Raw genomic sequence first — 17,305 nt, forward strand, 5'->3', positions numbered from 1 at the left:
CGCCGACGACCCGTCAGACCTTCAGGTACTTGCGCAGGGTGAAGAACGCGGCCACGCCCGCCATCGCCATGCCGACCACGACCAGCAGCGGGATCACCGCCAACACCGAGGACAGGCCGATGAAGTGGATGAACGCCACCTTCTTGGCCAGCCACTCCTGGACGAAGAAGTGGCCGCCCAGCAGCAGCGCCGAGGCCAGCGCCGAGCCGAGCAGCGCGGCGAACGCGGCCTCCGCGATGAACGGCATCTGCACGTAGAAGTTGGACGCGCCGACCAGCCGCATGATGCCGGTCTCGCGGCGGCGGCTGAACGCGGACACCCGGACGGTGTTGACGATCAGCAGCAGCGCGACGAACAGCATCAGCACCATGATCACGAACGCCGCGGTCTGCAGGCCGCGCAGCAGGCCGAACAGGTTCTCCAGGATCTTCCGCTGGTCCTCGACCGACTTCACGCCCGGCTTGCCGGCGAAGGCGCTCTGGATCACGTCGAACCGGGTCGGGTCGTTCAGCTTGACCCGCCAGGACTGCGGCATGGAGTCCGGACCGACCGCCGCCAGCAGCGGGTTGTCCGGGTTGCTGTCCTTGAAGTGCTTGAACGCTTCCTGCGAGTTCTCGAAGGTGTAGCTCTGCACCAGCGGCATCTTCGCCAGGCCGTCCTTGACCGCCTGGATCTGGTCCTGGGTCGCCTCGCCGTCCGCGCACTGCGGCGAGTTGTGCTCCGCCTTGGTGCAGAAGTAGATGCTGACCTCGACCTTGTCGTACCAGTAGTCCTTCATGGAGTTGACCTGGTCGCGGACCAGCAGCGAGGCACCGGCGAGGGCGAGCGACAGCGCGACACTGACCACGACGGCGATGGTCATGGTCAGGTTGCGGCGGAGACCGACGCCGATCTCCGACAGAACGAACTGGGCGCGCATGCTTCTCTCTTCTAGCTCTGGTAGCCGTAGACGCCGCGGGCCTGGTCACGGACCAGCAGGCCCTTGTCGAGCTCGATGACGCGCTTGCGCATCTGGTCGACGATGGCCTGGTCGTGGGTCGCCATCAGCACGGTGGTGCCGGTCCGGTTGATGCGGTCGAGCAGCTTCATGATGCCGACCGAGTTCTGCGGGTCGAGGTTGCCGGTGGGCTCGTCGGCGATCAGCAGCATCGGGCGGTTCACGAACGCCCGGGCGATCGCCACGCGCTGCTGCTCACCACCGGACAGCTCGCCGGGCATCCGGTCCTCCTTGCCGCCGAGGCCGACCAGGTCGAGCACCTCGGGCACCACCTTGTTGATGGCGCTCTTCGGCTTGCCGATGACCTCCAGGGCGAACGCCACGTTCTGCCCCACCGTCTTGTTCGGCAGCAGGCGGAAGTCCTGGAAGACCGTGCCCAGTTGGCGCCGCATGTGCGGCACCTTCCAGTTCGAGAGCTTGCCCAGGTCCTTGCCCAGCACGTGCACCGCACCGGTGGACGGGCGCTCCTCGCGCAGGCACAGGCGCAGGAACGTCGACTTGCCCGAACCCGACGAGCCCACCAGGAAGACGAACTCGCCCTTCTCGATCTCCAGCGAGACGTTGTCCAGGGCCGGACGGTTCTGCTTGGGATAGGTCTTGGAGACGTTGTCGAATCTGATCACGGCTGCATCACGGGGGCCATCCTAGGTGGATCGGAGCCAGTGACCTTACGCGATGCCCAACCGCACCCGCAGTCGCGGGGCGCGTACTGAACGTGGTTTCGTCAGGTGTTGTTCGGGTTCGCCCCGGAAATTGCGAGGTACGTCACAGATCGATAACCCTTCTCCTCCGGGAGCCGAGGGGTACGGAACCTGGCAGAGTGGTAAGCAGTCGGAACCGAATCCGCCTCCGGCGCGTTGGCTATGCAGCAAGGAGGAGATCGCATGACCTGCGACCAACTGGTGTGCGCCAACTGCAACGGCCGCGTGATCGACGGCCGCTGCCCGGTGTGCCGCGCCAACCGGGCCCGGCTCCAGCAGGAGCCGCACGGGCCGTTCGCGACGCTCAATCCCGCGGTGCTGCTGGGCCTGCTGTTCGTCGCGGTGCTCATGCTGGCCCTGCTGCTGCGCTGACCCCGAACGCCGAGCAAGAAGGGAGGGGCCCCACCGCCACGGCGGTGGGGCCCCTCCCGTTACTCGGACGTGCTCAGCTCTCGCGCTGCTTGCGCCACCGGATGCCGGCTTCGATGAAGCCGTCGATGTCCCCGTCCAGCACGCCCTGCGGGTTGCCGACCTCGTACTCGGTGCGCAGGTCCTTGACCATCTGGTACGGGTGCAGGACGTAGGAGCGCATCTGGTTGCCCCAGGACGAGCCGCCGTCCTTGAGCGCGTCCATCGCGGCGCGCTCCTCCTGGCGGCGGCGCTCCAGCAGCTTGGCCTGGAGGACGTTCATCGCCGAGGCCTTGTTCTGGATCTGGGAGCGCTCGTTCTGGCAGGAGACCACGATGCCGGTCGGCAGGTGGGTGATCCGGACCGCGGAGTCGGTGGTGTTGACGCCCTGGCCGCCGGGGCCGGAGGCGCGGTAGACGTCGATCCGCAGGTCGCCCTCGTCGATGTCGACGTGGTCGGAGGTCTCGACGACGGGGAGCACCTCGACGCCGGCGAAGGAGGTCTGGCGGCGGCCCTGGTTGTCGAACGGGGAGATCCGCACCAGGCGGTGGGTGCCCTGCTCGACCGAGAGGGTGCCGTAGGCGTAGGGGGCCTTGACGGTGAAGGTCGCGGACTTGATGCCGGCCTCTTCGGCGTACGAGGTGTCGTAGACCTCGGTCGGGTACCCGTGCCGCTCGGACCAGCGCAGGTACATCCGCATCAGCTGCTCGGCGAAGTCGGCGGCGTCGACGCCGCCGGCCTCGGCGCGGATGTTGACCAGGGCCTCGCGGGCGTCGTACTCGCCGGAGAGCAGGGTGCGCACCTCCAGCTCCTCGACGGCCTTCTTGACCGACACCAGCTCGGCCTCGGCCTCGACGCGGGTGTCCGCATCGTCCTCGGCCTCGGCCAGTTCGAACAGGACGCCCAGGTCCTCGACCCGGCCGCGCAGGGTCTCGAACTTGCGCAGTTCGCCCTGGAGGAAGGAGAGCCGGCTGGTGACCTTCTGTGCGTTCGCGACGTCGTCCCACAGGGTGGGGGCGGCTGCCTCCTCCTCCAGGGTCGCGATGTCGGCCCGGATCTTGTCCAGGTCGAGGACGGCCTCGATCGACGCCATGGTCGAGTCGAGGTTCTTGAGCTCTTCGGAAGGATCGACGGCTGCCACGCCTCAAGGGTAATGGTTCCGCGGGGGGGCTCGGCTACAACCGGGGGTACCAGGTGGTGCGCACCGCCGCGGAGGGGCCCGCGGGGGGCTCGGCGGCGAAGGCCGTCCACGCGGCGGCGGCGCCCGCCAGCAGCAGGACGACGGCGATCAGCACGGCCAGGGTGCGGCGGCGGCGGATCATCTGGGCCCGGGTGCGGCGGTGCGGGCCGGAGCCGGGGCGGTCGCGCTGGGCCCGGGACTCCTCGGCGTAGGAGGCCAGCTCCCGGGCGGAGGGGCGGCGCAGGCTGGTGTGGGTGTCCCGGGTGGAGTCGGGCTGCGGGCCGGGCACCAGCGGGACGGCGGGGCCGCGGCGGCGGCGGTGGGCGCCGCCGCCGGCGAGGGCGTCGCTCTCGGCGTAGACCGCCTCGCCGGGGGTGGGCACCTCCTCGGCGGCGGCGCGCTGGGCGGGCACCGCGAGCGGGCCGAGGCCGGCCAGCTCGGGGAGCAGGGCGCGCAGCCGGGCGGCCAGCTCGGCGGCGCGCAGCCGGGCGGCGGGGGCCTTGGCCAGGCACTCGGAGATGATCCGCCACAGGCCGTCCGGCATGCCCTCGACCGGGGGGACGTTCTCGGTGACGTGCCGGCGCAGCACCGCGCCGGTGTGGCCGCCGCCGAACGGGGTGGCGCCGGTGAGCAGCTCGTACAGCACGGTGGCGGTGGCGTAGATGTCGACGGCGGCGCGCGGCTCCAGGCCCTCGATGATCTCGGGGGCGAGGTAGTCGGGGGTGCCGATGATCCGGGTGGCCCGGGTGCGGCGGGGGGCGTCGACCAGGCGGGCGATGCCGAAGTCGGTGAGCTTGGCGCGCGGGGCGCCGCCGGGGCCGGGCGGGGCGGCGAGGTCGAGCAGGACGTTCTCCGGCTTGACGTCGCGGTGCACGATGCCGGCCGCGTGCGCGGCGGCCAGGCCGTCGGCGACGTCGGCGATCACCGAGGCGGCGACCAGCGGGCTGAGCACGCCGTCGCGCTCCAGCCGGGTGCGCAGGTCGCTGCCCTGGACCAGGTCCATCACCAGGGCGAGGTCACTGCCGTCGACCACCATGTCGTGGACGCCGACCACGTGCGGGTGGTCGAGGCCGGTGAGGGCGGCGCGTTCCTGGACGAAGCGGCCGACCAGCACCTGGTCGGCCGCGAGGTCCTCGCGCAGCAGTTTCACCGCGACCGGGCCGTCCGGGCCCTCGCCGAGCCACACGGTGCCGGCCGAGCCGCGGCCGATCACCTGGTGGACGGTGTACCGGCTGCCGATCTTGCGTGCCAATGCTGCTCCGTGGGCTCGTGAGGTCGGTGCTCGCCGAACAACCTACGCGCCCGCGGCGGTCGCGGGGCCGCGGAGGGCCCCGACGAGGTACCGATCCGGTGGAATTTCGCGGGATTGTCGACAAAGCGTCAATTACCCGGTCAGGTGTGGCTGGTGACCCAGTTCCGGGCCGTGTCGTACCAGCCGACCACGTTGTCCCAGTAGTGCGGCAGCGGCGTGAAGTTCCACAGCGCCAGGCAGCCCACGGCCAGCACCACCAGCACCAGCAGGCAGCCCTTCAGGCAGCCCAGGCCGGGGATGCGCATCCGGTTGGGGCTGCGCCGCCGCGGCTCGCGCTCGCGCTCGCGTTCGCGCTCCCGCTCGCGGGGCGGCTCCGGCTCCGGGCGGCGCTGCGGCACCGGCGGCTCGGAGCGGCGCTGCGGGGCGCCGTAGCCCTGCGGCTGCCCGCTGTAGGCGGCCGGCGGCTGCTGCTGGGCCTGGTACGGCGGCGGGGCGACCGGCGGACGGCCGCCGGAGCCCTGCGGGGAGCGCCGGCCGCCCTGCGGCGGGCGCGGCTGCTGGGCCTGGTACGGATCCTGCTGCGGGGCGTAGCGGCCGTCCTGCGGGGCGTAGCGGCCGTCCTGCGGGGGCCGCTGGTAGGGCTGCGGGGCGGCCGGCGGGCGGCCGCCGGGGCCCGACTGCGGGTACTGGCCGCCGTGCTGCGGGTGCTGACCGGCCTGGTACGGGCGCGGGGCGACCTGCGGCTCGCCGGAGCCGTCCGGCTCGAACCAGCCGACCTGGGTCTGCGCGTTGCGGTCCCGGGCGGCGCGCAGCTGGGTCTGCCAGGGGTGCGGGCCGTCCGGCTGGGCGGGGGCCTGCTCGGGGGCGGGCGGCACCGCGGGCATCACCCGGGTGCGCTCCGCGGCCGGGGCGGCGGGCGGCGGGCTGATCAGCTGGGTGCGGTCCTCGGCGCCGGGCACGGGCGGCCGGTGCGCCATGACCTGGGTGGCGGCGGCCGGGTCGTACCCGACCCCGGGCAGGGTGGCGTCGTGCGGGGAGACCGCGGGGGCGGCCGGCGCCGGGTCGGGCACCAGCAGGTCGCCGACGGCCAGCGCGGCCTCCACCGCGGCCGGGGCGGAGTGCACGCCGACGCCGGCCGCGACCACCCGCAGCGCCTCGGCCAGCGCGACGGCGGTGGGGCGCTGGGCCGGGTCCTTGCGCAGGCAGCGCTCGACCACCGTCCACAGCGGCTCGGGCATGGTGCGGGGGCGCTGCGGCTCCTGCGCGAGGTGCGCCTGGAGGATCGCCAGCGGGTTGTCGCCCTGGAACGGCGGGCGGCCGGTGACCAGCTCGTACAGCATGATGCCGGCGCCGTAGACGTCCACCGCGGCGGTCTGCGGGCGGCCGCCGGCGGACTCGGGGGCGACGTAGGCGGGGGTGCCGACGAACTCGTGGGTGCGGGTGATGCCCGGGGAGTCGGCGAGCCGGGCGATGCCGAAGTCGGTGAGCATCGGGTGCATCCGCTCGTCGCCGTCCACCGCGAGGGTGGCCAGCAGCACGTTGGCGGGCTTGAGGTCCCGGTGCACGACGCCGTCGGCGTGGCTGGCGGCCAGCGCGTCGGCGATCTGGGCCATCAGCAGCGCGCCGGCGATCGGCGACAGCGGGCCGGACTCGCGCAGGTAGCGGTACAGGTCGGGGCCGTCGACCAGGTCCATCACCAGGGCGAGCAGCTCGCCCTCGACCACCAGGTCGCGGGTGCGGACGATGTTGGGGTGGGTCAGCCGGAGCAGGACGGAGCGCTCGCGCAGGAAGCGCATCACCACGTCCGGGTCGGCGGCCAGCTCCTCGCGCAGCACCTTGACCGCGACCGCCTGGCCGGGCACCAGGCCCGGCACGGCGGCGTCCTCGCGCACCCGGCCGCGCCAGACCGTGCCGGTCGCTCCGCGCCCGAGGCTCTCCTCCAACAAGTACTTGCTGCCGACAGGCCGCACCTGTGCACTCCGTTCGGTCACCCGGCGCCCGCTGCCGGGGCCGCGTTCCGGCACTCCCCCGTTCCCGTGAACGGCGCCGGGGCCTGGGGAGTCCGCCCGGGCGGACGGGCTCCCGCATGTTCGGCAACTCTAACGGTGCCCGAGCGGGTTTCCGAGGTGTTGCCCGGCCGGGGCGCGCGCGGTCGGCCGGCGGGGCGCCCGGGGCGCCTTGACCTGACTCCCCGTCGGATTCACCATGGCGATGATCGCAAGATCGTCAAATCCGGTACCGTGCGCGGACTGTCCGTCCCGAGTGGCAGGATGGCACGCACCACACGTGTGCAGAAGGGACCCCGGGCGAGATGCAGATCCGGCTCACCGTCCTTCGACCGCGCAGCGGGCCGGCCGCCCCCGGCAGCGCCGGCAGCTCCGGCAGCTCCGCCGACGTACTGGTCACCGCGCCGGCCGGGACCGCGCTCGGTGCCGTCGCCGCCGCGCTGGCCGGCGCGGTCGGCGTCCGCGGTCCCCGCTCCGCCACGCACGTCCACCTCTACGACGGGGAACGGCGCCTGGACGAGCAGACCCCGCTCGGCCACCCCCCGCTGGTGGACGGCGCGGTGCTCGCCCTCGGCGAGCCCGACCCGGACGCCGAGGGCGCCGACGGGCGCCCCGCCGCCGAGCTGCGGGTGGTCGGCGGCCCCGACGCGGGCGGCGTCCACCGCCTGCACGGCGAGCGGGTCCGGATCGGCCGCTCCGCCGAGGCCGACGTCCCGCTCGACGACCCCGACGTCTCCCGGCTGCACCTCGCCCTGCACCTGGCCGCCGACGGCCGCGCCACCGTCCAGGACCTCGGCTCCACCAACGGCACCCGGCTCGACGAGCACTGGCTGCGCGAGGAGGGCGTCGACGTCGCCCCCGGCGCCCTGCTGCGGATCGGCGAGTCCACCCTCCAGCTCGCCCGCACCGAGGACATGGCGGCCCGGCCCACCGCACCCGACGGCGAGGGCCGCCTCCGGCTCGCCCCGCGCACCGGCGCCCGCACCGCCCCCGGCCGCCCGGCCGCGCCCGCCGGGCCGCCCGAGCCCGCCCCGGCCCCCGCCGCCGGGCGGGGCGGCCGCTGGCTGCGCCGCGGCCGCCACGAGCCGCCCGCCGCCGACACCGACCGCCAGCACGACGCCGCCCGGCTGCGCCAGGCCGCCCAGCAGCGCGAGCGCTGGCCCGACCCGGCCGCCCTGCTGCTCACCGCGCTCGGCACCGGCCCCCGGCTGTGGGAGCGCGGCCCCGACCACCCCGACGCGCTCACCCTCCGGCTCGGCACCGCCGACCTGCCCGGCACCGCCCCCGGCAGCCTGCTGCCCGCCGTCCCCGTCACCGTCGACCTGCAGACCGCCGGCAGCCTCGGCCTGGCCGGCCCGCGCCACCGCCTCACCGGCCTGGCCCGGGCCGCCCTCGCCCAGCTCGCCGCCCTGCACCCGCCCAGCGGCCTCGCCCTGGTCGTGGTCGCCGCCGAGCGGCCCGCCGAGGACTGGGCCTGGGCCCAGTGGCTCCCGCACCTGCGGCCCGCCCACGGCCAGTCCTGCCGCCTGCTGTACGGGCTCGGCCCCGAGCAGGCCGAGGCCCGCCTCACCGAACTCGCCGCCGCCACCGCCGGCCCGCCCGCCACCGTCGTCCTGGTCGACGGCGACCCGGGCACCGAGGCCGCCCGGCACGCCCTCGGGCTGCTGCTGCGCCAGGGCCCCGCGGCCGGCGTCTTCGCCCTCTGCCTGGCCGAGACCCCCGAGGAGCTCCCCACCGGCCTCGGCGCGCTGGGCACCGTCACCGGCGAGGTCTCCACCCGCCTCACCCTCGACCGACCGGCCGCCGGCGCCCGCGAGCGCCTCACCGACATCGCCCTCGACGCGGTCTCCCCCGCCTGGGCCGAGCGCCTCGCCCGCACCCTCGCCCCGCTCACCGAGGCCGACACCGGGGCCTCGCCGCGCGGCCCGCTCCCCGAGGCGCTGCGCCTGCTCGACCTGCTCCGCTCCGAGTCGCTCTCCCCGGCCCGGCTCGCCGAGAGCTGGCAGGCCCTGCCCGCCGGGGCCGGCGGCGCCGCCGCCCTGCTCGGCACCGCCCGCGGCGCCGGCGGCGAGGAGAACTGCGCCGTCGACCTCGCCGAGGACGGCGACCACCTGCTGATCGGCGGCGGCCCCGGCTCCGGCAAGTCCGAGCTGCTGCGCAGCCTGGCCGCCTCCCTCGCCGTCTCCGAACGCCCGGACCGGCTCGCCCTGCTGATGGTCGACGGGGACCGCGCCGAGGACGGCGGCCTGGCCGCCTGCACCGACCTCCCGCACGTCACCGGCCACGTCAACGCCGCCGAGGACCCGCGCGGCGCGCTGCTCGCCGCCGAGCGGATCAGCGACGAACTCGCCCACCGCGAAGCCCTGTTCGACGGCCTGACCTTCACCGACTGGCACACCAGGCGGGCCCTCGCCCTGGCCCGGACCCCGGCGCTGGTCGGCGGCCCGGCCGACCCGGCCGCGCCGCTCCGGGTGGTCGAACCGCGCCGCTCCCCCGACGCGCCCCCGGCCGACGCGGCACCGCCCCGGCTGGTCGTCCTGGTCGACGACTACGACGCGCTGCTCGGCCCGGCCTCCCCCGGCGGCCGTCCGCTCGCCCGCGCCCTCGCCGCCGTCGCGGTGCACGGCGCCCGGCTCGGCGTGCACGTGGTCGCCGCGACCGGTGCGCCCGAGAGCACCGCCGGCACCGAGCTGGACGAGGCCGCGCAGCTGCGGATCGCGCTGCGCACCGAGCAGGCCGGCGACTCCGACCTGCTGATCCACCTGCCGGACGCCGCCGCGCTCCCCGGGGCGACGCCCGGCCGCGGCTACCTGCGCCGCCCGGACGGGGCGGTCACCGCCTTCCAGGGCGCCCGGGTCAGCGGCCGCATCCCCCGCACCGCGACCCTGCGGCCCACCGTCGTCGCCCAGCGCCTGGAGGACCACGGCGCCGCGCCCTCGCCCCGCCCGGTGCGCGAACTCGGCAACGGGCCCACCGACTTGGCCCTGCTGGCCTCCGCCCTGCGCCGGGCGACGGAGAGCTGACGGAGAGCTGAGGGGCGGGCCGCTCGGGGTGCCCGGCGGCCCGGGGAGCCGCCGGGCACAACGGCCGGGGGCCGGGGGCGGTCTCCCGCCCCCGGCCCCCGGCCGACTCCGAACCGTCCGCGCCTCAGCGGCCGTTGCGCAGCAGGGTGCGGATCACCCGCATGGCGACGGAGAGGCTGGACAGCTCGTAGGTGCCCGAACCCCTTATGTCGTCGAGGGTGGTGCGGGCCCGGCTGAGCAGGGTGCTGTTGAGGTCGGCCCAGGCGGTGTAGCGCTCGTCGGTGCCGGAGCCGGCGGGCCCGGCGGCGAGCACGTCGGCGGTGAGGGCGGCGTGCGCGGCGAACAGGTCCTCGCGGATCGCGGCGCGGGCCATCGAGGACCACCGGTCGGTGCGCGGCAGGTCGATGATCCGGTCGAGCAGGTGGCTGATCTGGAGCCGGTCGCCGAGGTCGTAGTACAGCTCGGCGACCTCCATCACGTCGGCCTCCGAGCGGTCCGCGACGCCGACGATGTCGAGGGTCGGGAACGCGGAGGACAGGCCGGCGATCCGGGTGGCCAGCTCGTCGGGGACGCCGGCCTCGGACAGCTCGCGGTGGACGGACTCGAACCAGGCCAGGTCCTCGCCGGCCAGCGGCTTGGGCAGCGCGTCCCAGACCTGGTTGACCCGGTCGTGGAAGAACGCGATGGTGTCAGCGATGTCCAGCGGCTGGCGGTTGTTGAGCATCCACCGGGTGGCGCGCTCGACCAGGCGGCGGGCGTGCAGGCGCATCCTGGTCTGGACCCGGGCGGCGACCTGGTTGTCGAGCCGCTCGACCTGGTCCCAGATCTGCTCCAGGCCGAAGACCGCGCGGGCGGCGGCGTGGGTGCGGGCGATCTCCTCCATGGTCGCGCCGGTCTCCTCGCGGAGCCGGAACGCGAAGGTGCAGCCGCCGCGGTTGATCGTGTCGTTGACGATCAGGGTGGTGATGATCTCGCGGCGCAGCGGGTGGTGGTCGATCTGCTCGGCGAACCGGGCCCGCAGCGCGCTGGGGAAGTACTGGTGCAGCACGTCCCGGAAGTACGGGTCGTCGGGGAGGTCGGTGGCGAGCAGCTCGTCGGCCAGGGTGATCTTGGTGTAGGCGAGCAGCACCGACAGCTCGGGCTGGGACAGGCCGCGGCCGGCCTGCTGGCGGTCGCGGATCTGCTTCTCGGTGGGCAGGTACTCCAGGGCCCGGTCGAGCTGTCCGTTGGCCTCCAGCCGGTTGATCATGCGGGAGTGCACGTTGACCATGCTGGCGGCCTGGGCGACGGCGTTGGCGAGCACCACGTTCTGCGCGTAGTTGTTGCGCAGCACAAGGTGGCCGACCTCGTCGGTCATCTCGGCGAGCAGGGCGTTGCGCTGCTTGACCGTCATGTCGCCGTCGGCGACGACCTGGTTGAGCAGGATCTTGATGTTCACCTCGTGGTCGGAGGTGTCCACGCCGGCCGAGTTGTCGATGGCGTCGGTGTCGATCCAGCCGCCCTCGCCGCGCGGGCCACCGGTGGAGGCGAACTCGATCCGGCCGAGCTGGGTGCAGCCGAGGTTGCCGCCCTCGCCGATCACCCGGGCCCGGACGTCGCCGCCGTTGACCCGGATCGCGTCGTTGGCCTTGTCGCCGACCTCGGCGTTGGTCTCGGTGGCGGCCTTGACGTAGGTGCCGATGCCGCCGTTCCAGAACAGGTCGACGGGGGCCTGCAGGACGGCCTTCATCAGCTCGGCGGGGGTGAGCTTGGCGGTCTCGATGCCGAGCCGCTCGCGGACCTGCGCGGAGAGCTGGATGGACTTGGCGGAGCGCGGGTAGACGCCGCCGCCGGCCGAGATCAGCGACCTGTCGTAGTCGTCCCAGGAGCTGCGCGGCAGGTCGAACAGCCGGCGGCGCTCGGCGAAGGAGGCCGCGGCGTCCGGGTTCGGGTCGAGGAAGATGTGCCGGTGGTCGAAGGCGGCGACCAGCCGGATGTGCTCGGAGAGCAGCATGCCGTTGCCGAACACGTCGCCGGACATGTCGCCGATGCCGATGACGGTGAAGTCCTCGGTCTGGGTGTCGACGCCGAGTTCGCGGAAGTTGCGCTTGACGGACTCCCAGGCGCCGCGGGCGGTGATGCCCATGCCCTTGTGGTCGTAGCCCGCGGAGCCGCCGGAGGCGAACGCGTCGCCGAGCCAGAAGCCGTACTGCCCGGCGACGCCGTTGGCGATGTCGGAGAAGGTCGCGGTGCCCTTGTCGGCGGCGACCACCAGGTAGGTGTCGTCCTCGTCGTGGCGCACCACGTCCACCGGGTGGACGACGTCGCCGGCCACCAGGTTGTCGGTGATGTCGAGCAGCGCGGAGATGAAGGTCTTGTAGGAGGCGACGCCCTCGGCGAGCCAGGCGTCCCGGTCGACCGCCGGGTCGGGCAGCTGCTTGGCGACGAAGCCGCCCTTGGCGCCGACCGGCACGATGACGGTGTTCTTGACCATCTGGGCCTTGACCAGGCCGAGGATCTCGGTGCGGAAGTCCTCGCGCCGGTCGGACCAGCGCAGGCCGCCGCGGGCGACCTTGCCGAAGCGCAGGTGGACGCCCTCGACCCGGGGCGAGTACACCCAGATCTCGAAGGCGGGGCGCGGCGCGGGCAGGTCGGGAATGGCCTTGGGGTCGAACTTCATCGACACGTACGAGTGCCAGTGGCCCTCGCTGTCGTGCTGGAAGAAGTTGGTCCGCAGGGTGGCCTTGATCAGGTGCAGGAAGGAGCGCAGGATGCGGTCCTCGTCCAGCGAGACGACCTCGTCGAGGGCGCCGGTGAGCTCCTCCAGGATGCCCTCGGTGAGTTCGCCGCTGCCGGACTGGTGGCTGGGCGAGAGCCGGGCCTCGAACAGGTTGACCAGCAGCCGGGTGGTGTGGGTGTTGTTGCGGAGCGCGTCCTCCATGTAGTCCTGGGAGAACGTGGAGCCCGCCTGCCGCAGGTACTTGGCGTAGGCGCGCAGCACCACGGCCTGGCGCCAGGTCAGCTTGGCGGTGAGGACGAGCTCGTTGAAGGCGTCGTTCTCGGCCTCGCCGCGCCAGGTGGCGGCGAAGGTGTCCTGGAAGCGCTCGCGGTCCTCCTCATTGAGGTCGGTGCCCTCGCGCAGCCGGAGGCCGAAGTCGACCACCCAGGCGGTGCTGCCGTCGGTGCGGCGCAGCGCGTACGGGTGCTCGTCGAGGACTTCGACGCCCAGGCGCTGGAGGACGGGGAGCACCTCGGTGAGCGAGATCGGGCCGCCGACCCGGTAGATCTTGAAGCGGCGCTCGTCGTCGCCGGCGCCGACCGGCTGGTACAGGTTGAGCCGGAAGTCGCCCTCGCCGGTGAGGGATTCGATCTGCTTGAGGTCGGCGACGGCGGTGCGCGGCGGGAAGTCGGCGCGGTAGCCGTCGGGGAAGGCGGTGGCGTACTTGTGGGACAGCTCGGCGGCCCGCTCCTCGCCGAACTCGCTCTGCAGCTGGTCGTTGAAGCCGTCCATCCAGAACCGGGCGGCCTCGGCGAGCCGGTTCTCGATCCGCTCGATGTCGGCGTCGGACAGCTGCGGCAGCTCGGTGCCGGGGGCGACCCGGATCACGAAGTGCAGGCGGGTGAGCACCGACTCGGTGGCGTACACCGTGTAGTCGACGGTGTCGCCGTTCAGCTCGCTCTTGAGGATGTCGGTGAGGGCGAGCCGGATCCGGGTGGTGTAGCGGTCGCGCGGCAGGTAGACGTACGCCGAGTAGTAGCGGCCGTACTCGTCCTGGCGCAGGAACAGCCGCAGCCGGCGGCGCTCCTGGAGGTAGAGGACGCTGGTGGCGATCGACTGGAGCTCGGCGGCGGCGGTCTGGAACATCTCGTCGCGCGGGAAGGTCTCCATGATCTGGAGCAGGTCGCGCCCGTCGTGGCTGTCGCCGGAGAAGCCGGCCCCGTTCATCACCTCCTGCACCTTGCGGCGCACCACCGGAATCCGGGTGACGGACTCGGTGTAGGCGGCGGAGGAGAACAGGCCGAGGAAGCGGCGCTCGCCGATCGGCTCGCCGGAGGCGTCGAACTTCTTCACGCCGACGTAGTCGAGGTAGGCGGTGCGGTGCACGGTGGAGCGGCTGTTGGCCTTGGTGAGGACCAGCAGCTTCTTCTCGTGCGCCTTGGCCCGGACCGGGGCGGAGAGCCGGCCGAACGCCCCGGAGACCGGGTGGTGGTCGCTGTCGTGGTTGAGCGGGTCGGACCGCAGCACGCCGAGGCCGGTGCCGGCGACGGCGCGCAGCACGTCCTCGCCCTCGTGCTCGACCAGGTCGTACTCGCGGTAGCCGAGGAAGGTGAAGTGGTCGTCGGCGAGCCAGCGCATCAGCTCCCAGGCCTCGCCGACCTCCTGCTCGGGCAGGTGCGCGGGGGGCTGCTCGGCGAGTTCGTCGGCCAGCCGGAGCGCGGAGTCGCGCATCTTCGACCAGTCCTCGACCACCTCGCGGACGTCGCCCAGCACCCGGCGCAGGCCCGCCTCCAGGGTGCGCAGGTCCTCGCGGTCGGTCTCGCGGTCGATCTCGATGTGCATCCAGGACTCGACCACGGCGTCGGCGGGCCACTCGGTGCCGGCGGCCTGCGCGCGGTTGCACGCGTCGGTGTCGAGGATCTCCAGCAGCTTGCCGGTGATGTCGCGGCGCACCGCGAGCTGCGGGTGCACGACCAGGTGGATGGCGCGGTCCAGGCGGGTCAGCTCGTTGGTGACCGAGTCGACCAGGAACGGCATGTCGTCGGTGACGACCTCGACCACGGTGTGGCCGCAGGACCAGCCGTTCTCCTCGACGCTCGGGGTGTGCACCCGGACCTCGGCGGTGCCCTGCGGGCGCTTGAGGCCCAGCCGGTAGTGCGAGGCGGCGGCCCCGTACACGTCCACCGGGTCCCGGTTGACCACGTCCTCGGGGGCGGTGTGGAGGTAGTAGTGGTGCAGGTAGGCGGCCAGAGCACCGTTGCTCAGGCCCTCCCCCGGCGCCGCTCCCCCCACCTGGCTGTTCTCAGCGGCTGCTGCTGCTTTCCTGAGCAGGTCGGCCTTGGCTGCGTCCAGCTTGGTCTGCATGGCTGTTTCGGCTCCCGTCGCGCGCCGTTGCGTGACTCGGTGATGACTGTGGGTGCACCGCCGGGCCCCGTCGGCAATCCTCCCGTACGCGAGGGGTGAAAAGCGCTCACGGCACGCATGAGTCGCGTTCCGCCCGGGTACGACAGTACGTTTGGCCTGCCTGACCGATAACCGGCGACGTCGTCAGCCTAGCCTGACGAAACGAAGGTGTCAGGGGACACTGAGGAGCAAACCCGCAGGAAGATCAAGCCTTCCTGGACACCTTGTCCAACGCATGCCCACTCGGCTGTCCGTCATTCGGGTGACCACTCCATGTGCGGGTGGACGTAGTCGGTCGGCGGGGTGAACGTCTCCCGGATCGAGCGGGTGGAGGTCCAGCGCAGCAGGTGCTCGGCGGTGCCCGTCCCGGCCGCGGCGGACCGGCCGCCGGACGGCCACCGGCCCGCCGGGCCGGCCGGCTCGTCGTTGACGTGGAAGTCGCCCGCGGCGAACCGCAGCCGCTCCACCGCCCGGGCGATCGCCCGCCGGTCCCGGGCGACCACCGAGCCGCTCAGGCCGTGCGGCGCGCCCCGGCCGATCCGCTCCAGCGCCTCCTCCCAGCGGAGGTCGTCGTAGACCTGCACGGCCAGCAGCGGGCCGCCGTACGCGGTGGAGAAGATCTCGCCGTCGCGGTCGCCGCCGAGCAGCACGGTGGGCCGCACGAACCAGCCGATCGCGTCGTCGTACTGACCGCCCGCCAGCAGTTCCACCCGCGGGTCCGCCTTGGCCCGTTCGATCGCGCCGGTGACCCTGGCGAACGCCCGGGCGTCGATCAGCGCGCCCATGAAGTTGCCCGGGTCGGTGGCGTCGCCCACCGCGAGCGCGTCCACCTCGCCGAGCAGGTCGTCCTTGATCCGCCGCCACAGGCTCCGCGGCAGGTACGCCCGGGACAGCGCCGAGCAGCGCTGGCCCTGGTACTCGAAGGCGCCGCGGATCAGCGCGGTGCGCAGCACCGCCGGGTCGGCCGAGGGGTGGGCGACCAGGAAGTCCTTGCCGCCGGTGGTGCCGACGATCCGCGGGTAGGTCCGGTAGCGGGCGATGTTCACCCCGATCTCCCGCCACAGCCGCTGGAGGACCTCGGGGGAGCCGGCGAAGTGCAGCCCGGCCAGCGCCGGGTCGCGCAGCGCCACCTCGGTGAGGGCCTGCCCGTCGCCGGTGACCAGGTTGACCACGCCGGGCGGCAGCCCGGCCTCCTCCAGCAGCAGCACCAGCAGGTGCGCGGTCAGGGTCTGGGCGGGCGCGGGCTTCCACACCACGGTGTTGCCCATCAGGGCGGGCGCGGTGGCCAGGTGCCCGGCGACCGCGGTGGAGTTGAACGGGGTGACCGCGCAGACGAAGCCCTCCAGCGGGCGGTGGTCGGCCCGGTTCCAGCCCCCGGGCGGGGAGGGCGGCTGCTCGGCCAGCAGCCGGCGGGCGCGGTGCGCGTCGAACCGCCAGGAGTCGGCGAGTTCGCACACCGCGTCGGCCTCGGCCTGCCACACCGGCTGGGACTGGCCCAGCACGGCGGCGGCCACCAGGGTCTCCCGCCAGGGCCCGGCCAGCAGGTCCGCGGCCCGCAGGAACACCGCGGCCCGGTCGTCGAACGGGAGTTGCCGCCAGTCCTCGGCCGCCGCCAGCGCCGCGTCCACCGCGGCCCGCACGTCGGCGGCCGTCGCATTGCCCAGCACGCCGAGCCGCGCCGCGTGGTGGTGCGGCTGCACCAGCTCGGTGCGCTCGCCGCCGCCGAGCCGGCGCTCGCCGCCGATCACCATCGGCAGCGAGGTGTGCCGCCCGGCCAGTTCGTCCGTCCTGCGCTCCAGCCGGGCCCGTTCGGCGCTGCCCGCCGCGTACCCGCGCGGCGGCTCGGGGACGGGCGGGGGGACGTTGGTGACCGCGTCGATCGGCATGGTGCTGAGGTGCTCCGTAAGGGTGCTGGTACCTGCTGGGACTTCCCCAGCCTGGACGCGCCTGCCCCCGCCGCGCGCCGTGACACGCCTACCCGTCGTACTCGGCGAGTTCCTCCGCCACCGCGACGGCCTCGGCGAGCGAGTCCACCACCGGCACGCCCAGGTGCGTCAGCTTCTCCCGGGTGTGCGAACCCCCGGTGTACAGCACCGACTTGATGCCCGCCGCGAGGGCCGCCTCGGCGTCGTCCGCGGCGTCCCCGATCAGCACCGTCCGCCCGCGGTCGATCCCGTCGCCCAGCGCGTCCAGGTGCACCGCCAGGTGACCGGCCTTGCGGCCGCCGGACTCGCCGCGCCGGCCGTCCACCCGGGTGAAGTGCGAGGTCAGGCCGAACGCGTCCACCGCCGGCACCAGCTGCTCGTGCGCGTACATCGACAGCAGCGACTGGCTGCGCCCGTCCGCCGCCCACCGCGCCAGCAGCGCCTCGACGCCCGGCGTCAGCCCGCACCCCGGGAACAGCTCGGTGTACTTGACGTGGAACGCGTCGTCCAGCGCCAGCCACTCCGCCGGGCTGGGCGCCCGCCCCAGCAGCCGCTCGTAGAACCGCGGGATCGGGATCTCGTACTGCGCCCGGTACTCCTCCAGCGTCAACGGCGGCAGCCCGACCGTCGCGAACGCGGCGTTGCTGGCCCCGACCACGGCCGCCATGTCGGACAGCAGGGTGCCGTTCCAGTCCCAGACTATGTGTGTGCG

General features: G+C 73.8%; 10 protein-coding genes. 2 read left to right on the forward strand and 8 right to left on the reverse strand.

All coding sequences use genetic code 11. The features are described from left to right. Positions 1–13 precede the first annotated feature (13 nt). Together ftsX and ftsE are read right to left on the reverse strand one after the other, a co-directional pair. Entirely contained in the window at positions 14–919 is a 906-nt protein-coding gene (ftsX, locus tag QMQ26_RS13245) for a permease-like cell division protein FtsX (RefSeq protein ID WP_100838059.1), read from the reverse strand. A gap of 11 nt (positions 920–930) precedes the next feature. Next, a complete protein-coding gene (gene ftsE, locus QMQ26_RS13250; protein WP_035863161.1) occupies positions 931–1,620 on the reverse strand; it encodes a cell division ATP-binding protein FtsE in 690 nt (229 codons plus the stop codon). Positions 1,621–1,881: 261 nt separating this feature from the next. Between ftsE and QMQ26_RS13255 the strand changes: the two genes are divergently transcribed. Further along, the gene (locus QMQ26_RS13255; RefSeq protein WP_100838058.1) at positions 1,882–2,070 is read left to right on the forward strand and encodes a hypothetical protein; all 189 of its coding nucleotides are present in this window, start codon (positions 1,882–1,884) and stop codon (positions 2,068–2,070) included. Positions 2,071–2,143: 73 nt separating this feature from the next. Here the strand turns inward: QMQ26_RS13255 and prfB are convergent, their stop codons facing one another. From prfB to QMQ26_RS13270, 3 genes are all read right to left on the reverse strand, one after another. Beyond that, the gene (gene prfB / locus QMQ26_RS13260; RefSeq protein ID WP_100838057.1) at positions 2,144–3,247 is read right to left on the reverse strand and encodes a peptide chain release factor 2; all 1,104 of its coding nucleotides are present in this window, start codon (positions 3,245–3,247) and stop codon (positions 2,144–2,146) included. Between the two features lie 34 nt (positions 3,248–3,281). Beyond that, positions 3,282–4,538: a serine/threonine-protein kinase gene (locus QMQ26_RS13265; RefSeq protein WP_100838056.1), complete on the reverse strand. Its 1,257-nt coding sequence runs from the start codon at positions 4,536–4,538 to the stop codon at positions 3,282–3,284. Between the two features lie 140 nt (positions 4,539–4,678). Next, entirely contained in the window at positions 4,679–6,508 is a 1,830-nt protein-coding gene (locus tag QMQ26_RS13270; protein ID WP_282205827.1) for a serine/threonine-protein kinase, read from the reverse strand. A 341-nt stretch (positions 6,509–6,849) separates the two neighbouring features. On the opposite strand from QMQ26_RS13270, the gene QMQ26_RS13275 reads away from it, so the two are divergent. Further along, positions 6,850–9,567, forward strand: coding sequence for an FtsK/SpoIIIE domain-containing protein (locus QMQ26_RS13275; protein ID WP_282205828.1), 2,718 nt, complete (start codon positions 6,850–6,852; stop codon positions 9,565–9,567). 124 nt (positions 9,568–9,691) lie between these two features. Here the strand turns inward: QMQ26_RS13275 and QMQ26_RS13280 are convergent, their stop codons facing one another. The 3 genes from QMQ26_RS13280 to QMQ26_RS13290 form a co-directional block, all read right to left on the reverse strand. Next, positions 9,692–14,629 carry an NAD-glutamate dehydrogenase gene (locus QMQ26_RS13280; RefSeq protein WP_282205829.1) on the reverse strand — a complete coding sequence of 1,646 codons (4,938 nt, stop codon included), beginning with the start codon at positions 14,627–14,629 and terminating at the stop codon, positions 9,692–9,694. Positions 14,630–14,922: 293 nt separating this feature from the next. Next, positions 14,923–16,548 carry an L-glutamate gamma-semialdehyde dehydrogenase gene (gene pruA / locus QMQ26_RS13285; RefSeq protein WP_282206510.1) on the reverse strand — a complete coding sequence of 542 codons (1,626 nt, stop codon included), beginning with the start codon at positions 16,546–16,548 and terminating at the stop codon, positions 14,923–14,925. A 94-nt stretch (positions 16,549–16,642) separates the two neighbouring features. Then, on the reverse strand, positions 16,643–17,260 hold the full coding sequence (locus QMQ26_RS13290; RefSeq protein ID WP_404814171.1) for an HAD family hydrolase: 618 nt from the start codon (positions 17,258–17,260) through the stop codon (positions 16,643–16,645). Between the last annotated feature and the right edge of the window lie 45 nt (positions 17,261–17,305).

It is taken from the genome of Kitasatospora fiedleri, from assembly GCF_948472415.1.
Lineage (GTDB): Bacteria > Actinomycetota > Actinomycetes > Streptomycetales > Streptomycetaceae > Kitasatospora > Kitasatospora fiedleri.